The sequence below is a fragment of the Methanococcoides sp. genome (assembly GCF_030594565.1).
Lineage (GTDB): Archaea > Halobacteriota > Methanosarcinia > Methanosarcinales > Methanosarcinaceae > Methanococcoides > Methanococcoides seepicolus.
The window spans coordinates 1-4,005 of record NZ_JAUVEY010000168.1; the positions used below are offsets into that span (position 1 = coordinate 1).

Sequence of the window (4,005 nt, forward strand, 5' to 3'; positions counted from 1 at the left end):
GCAGCTTTTTGAACGTCAGCATCCTTTGGAGCTGTTTTGTTGGGGAATATTCTTTTTTCAATGGAATAAACCTTCTCATCAAGCTTTTCTGCAAGTATGTCCGTCGGTGTGCTCAATACTGATACGCCGGGTTTCTTGAAAGCATATTTAGTCGCCATTGTGACAAGCTTAAGGGCCTGATTTTCTCTTGCAATGGTCTCTGCGAATTCAGTGAAGGGGTTGAACAGTTCTATCTGGTCAATTTCCTGGAAAGCCTCACTTCCAAGGTACACTTCAGGGATCTGTCCCGCAAATGCAAGTACGGGACTTCTGTCAGTGGCAGCGTCCATCAATCCGGTTATCAGGTTAGTGCAACCCGGACCTGCTATGGACATGCATACTCCGAGCTCTCCGGTCATCTTCCCATGGGCAGATGCCATAAAAGCAGCTGTCTCTTCATGTCTTGTAAGGATGAACCTGATCTTTTCACTCTTTCGGATGGCTTCTATCAGCGGTAAATTGGAATCTCCCGGTATTCCGTAAACATATTTTACGCCAAAGACCTCAAGTTGCTCAATGATCTTCTCTGCAACAGTGGTCTTTATATCTTCCTTACCTTTACCCCTTGCCTCTGCAACGAATGCAGACTTTGGAGCGCCACAGACCGGACATGTGAAGTCGTCAGGCAGGGAATCGAAATCCTGCCCTTCCGCTTCTTCATCATAGTCCCAGTTACAGACGGAACATCTATATTTTCCCATGTTATATCCTCACTGAAGTGTATTTTAGTTCTTCTCGTCTTTGAATTCAACGTACCAGTGTTCTCCGCTACAGAACGGCTTGTTCTTTGAAGCACCACATCTGCAGAGGGTGAAATGTTCTTTTGATTCGGGGGTGTTTCCCTCTGGATCATCAAGCTCGATCCCACCGACAGCGTCGTAGGGTCCGTCCTTTGTGACGGTGATGCCCGGTTCTCGGTCAACATCTTTGTGCAGGACTCCGTCCTTTGTGTAACTAAGGGCACCGGACGGGCACATCTCTACGACCCTGATTATGTCTTCAACACTTGCACTATCAGGATCGATCCATGGTTCTTCTTTCATTCTGAAAACGGTTGGCAGATTGTCTGTGCAGTATCCACGATGGGAACATACTCCCCTATTGTCATGGATTGTGATCTCTTTTCCAACATAGTTATCGATCTTGTCAGGTTGTCTGCCTTCGACCTTTTCGCCCGTGAATCCCACTTTTAAATGTGTTCCGTCACAGAACGGTTTGTTCGAGGACTGGCCACAGCGGCATAGGGCTACCATGGGCTGCGGTTCGAAAGTTTCTCCCTTTGAGTTCTTCAGGTCGTTCAGTTCTTTTACAATATATGGTCCGTTCGTTGATGGCTGGATCGATGTTTTGTTCTCTGTCATTTATTAAACCCCCTTTAATAAAATGATCATTCCTTTTCCAGATGTACGTCCAGTTGTGGGAAAGGAATTTCGATGCCTTCTTCTTTGTATGCTTTCAGAATGCCGTTCGTCAATGCACCTTTTACTCCCCAGTAATCTTCAGTATTTGTCCATGCACGAAGTTGCAGGTTCACTGATGAATCTGCGAGCGCAGTGGTAACGACAGCCGGTGCAGGTTCTGCAAGCACCATTGCATTCTCTTTCATAAGTTCGATGGCAACCTGTAGTGCATCTTCGAGTTTGGTATCGTAGCTGACTCCCACATCAACATCAACTCTTCTGGTGGGCATTCTTGTCGCATTGACTATAGGGCTTCCCCATACCAGTTTACTTGGTATTGTGATGAGCTTGTTGTCAGGTGTGAGCAGTTCGGTTGCCATGATCCCTACCTCATGTACGCTTCCTGAAAAGCCATTAACCACTAAGAACTCGCCTTTATCGAAAGGTCGAAGTGTGGCAATCCAGATGCCTGCTGCAATATTTGTCAATGTATCCTGCATTCCAAAGCCAAGGATCAGGCCGATAACTGCTGAAAGTCCGACAATGACCGAACTAATGTCAGATCCAAGCATTGATACGGTTGCAAGGAGGACTGCAACATATAGAAGTGCAAGGATGAATTTTGACAGGAACTCTACGATAAGTTCCGGTAGATCTGTTTTCTGCAATCCGTTCTTGAATATTTTTATGAGGACCTTTGCAACAATGATGCCTAATACGAGTACTATCAATGCTGATAGAATGTCAAAATAGGTCAATTCCATGTATGGTATGTTTTGTGATAACGTTGTACCAACTCCCCAGTTTGATCCAATATCTAACATTCTGTGGTCATAGTAGATATATAGTACCTGTCCACTTCCACAATGCTTCTTCTTCTAATGGATCAACATTTTAAAATTTTCTTCGATCTATCTTTAATAATCATTGACAAAATCTTTTTATACAATAAATTCTGTGTAGGGGCTGACTCCAAACGAGGAGGTGTGTCCAATTCCACTCCTCCTCCAACTCATTCATAGCATTTATTTTTCTATCCCCTGTTTCATTAATGTGCTGTATTGTCACGTTTTCTATCTTGTGTTCGACTACTTTTTTTCTTAGGAATACTCTCTTTCATCTAGGGCGATTTATCGGCACATAACTTCATTAATATTCATGCGGGCCATTCAAAACAAAAGCTTTATATATTGATGCGAATATTAGAAAATCAAACCATTAGATTATCGAATTATACGATTATCAAATATTAGGTGGCCACGTTATAATCTTAAAAATTATGGAGGTGCATTGTGGATAAAACAAAACAAATGGTAGAGTTGCATCTTGAAATTGAGTACCTGAAAAGAAAAATGGAAAGCAACATGATCGGTCATTTCGTTGAAAAAGATGATATTTGTTTGAACAAAACTTCAAATAGGGCTATTCATTTTATAAAGCGTGAAGGAGAGGTCATGCCTTCTAATCTTGCAAAATATCTGGAGATCAAGAAAAGTAGTGCTACAAGCCTTATCGATTCTCTTGAAGCGGAGGGACTTGTTTATCGAAAGGACGATCCTTCTGATCGCAGAAAAACATTATTGGGTCTTACTGAAAAGGGGTTAGAACGATCTGAATATATGCTCGGTAAAATGTGCAGTGTCGCATCAGAGTGCATGTCTGACCTGAGCGATGAAGATATTGATGAAGCAATAGATGCACAGAAGGTCCTTATCAAGTTCCACAAACGCATGTACTCCCATGCTCTTTTGCTCCTTGAGAAGATGGCTCAGGAAAAACGTTCGGATAATTCATAAGGAGGTAGTCATCATAAAGAACTTATTCGAAAAACTGGGTGTCTTTATTGAGAGCAACACCATTCCTATCATGATCATTTCATTACTGCTGGTACTTGTAGCCATGCAGGGTGCACAGAGCATTGAAATGAAGTCTGGCACTGATACTTTTGTAGAGAAGACCTCTCAGATATTCCAAGATTTTGATCATCTTTATCTGAATATTTTTGGCATCGATGCTATTGTTGTTATAGTGGAGGATGGGCAGGTAAGTGATCCTGCTGCACTGCAAGCGATGGATCGGTTCGAACATATGACGCTGTCGCTGCCCGGGGTTGTAGGGGTACAAAGTGCGACATCTGTTATCAAGGATGCCAATTACAGGCTGAACGGTGAAGCAGCATTACCTGAAGATAATGTGGAACTTGCAACATTGATAAAGGACTATGTGCCGGAGGGGTTGATGCCTGATGCAACTCATGCACTCATGTATGTGGAGGTAGCAGGTTCAACCTCAGACGAACAGAAACAGGAGATCTTGCGCGAACTGGAGGTCTCGGTCGCAATGGCAGAATTCCCTCCTGACTATAATGTAGTTGTTACTGGAGAACCGGCTTTCATGGTTTCCATGAACAATGCAATGATGTCAAGTATGGCTGTATTGCTTGGTCTTTCAGTCATATTGATGATTGTGGTGCTCTACCTCGTGTTCGGTCATGTCAGGTGGAGGCTTATGCCACTGGCCATTGTGTTGCTGGGAATTATCTATACGTTCGGAGCCATGGGTTATC

5 protein-coding genes are annotated in these 4,005 nt (G+C 43.2%); 2 read left to right on the forward strand and 3 right to left on the reverse strand.

Going from position 1 to position 4,005, the window contains the following annotated elements; all coding sequences use genetic code 11:
- The 3 genes from QAS77_RS10885 to QAS77_RS10895 all read right to left on the reverse strand — a co-directional run.
- Positions 1-740 (reverse strand): thiamine pyrophosphate-binding protein (locus QAS77_RS10885; RefSeq protein ID WP_305065536.1); only part of this gene is annotated, 740 nt, incomplete at its 3' end.
- A gap of 24 nt (positions 741-764) precedes the next feature.
- Positions 765-1,400, reverse strand: coding sequence for a CDGSH iron-sulfur domain-containing protein (locus QAS77_RS10890; protein ID WP_305065538.1), 636 nt, complete (start codon positions 1,398-1,400; stop codon positions 765-767).
- A gap of 26 nt (positions 1,401-1,426) precedes the next feature.
- Complete coding sequence (locus QAS77_RS10895; RefSeq protein ID WP_305065540.1) at positions 1,427-2,263, reverse strand: mechanosensitive ion channel family protein; 837 nt, start codon at positions 2,261-2,263, stop codon at positions 1,427-1,429.
- A gap of 468 nt (positions 2,264-2,731) precedes the next feature.
- Between QAS77_RS10895 and QAS77_RS10900 the strand changes: the two genes are divergently transcribed.
- Together QAS77_RS10900 and QAS77_RS10905 are read left to right on the forward strand one after the other, a co-directional pair.
- Entirely contained in the window at positions 2,732-3,235 is a 504-nt protein-coding gene (locus QAS77_RS10900; protein ID WP_305065542.1) for a MarR family winged helix-turn-helix transcriptional regulator, read from the forward strand.
- Positions 3,236-3,305: 70 nt separating this feature from the next.
- A partial coding sequence (locus QAS77_RS10905) for an MMPL family transporter (RefSeq protein ID WP_305065544.1) occupies positions 3,306-4,005 on the forward strand: 700 nt, incomplete at its 3' end.

Bases quoted from the DNA above. Each gene is read 5' to 3' on its own strand.
- QAS77_RS10890 (WP_305065538.1), bottom strand. From the start codon at position 1,400: ATGACAGAGAACAAAACATCGATCCAGCCATCAACGAACGGACCATAT.
- QAS77_RS10895 (WP_305065540.1), bottom strand. From the start codon at position 2,263: ATGTTAGATATTGGATCAAACTGGGGAGTTGGTACAACGTTATCACAA.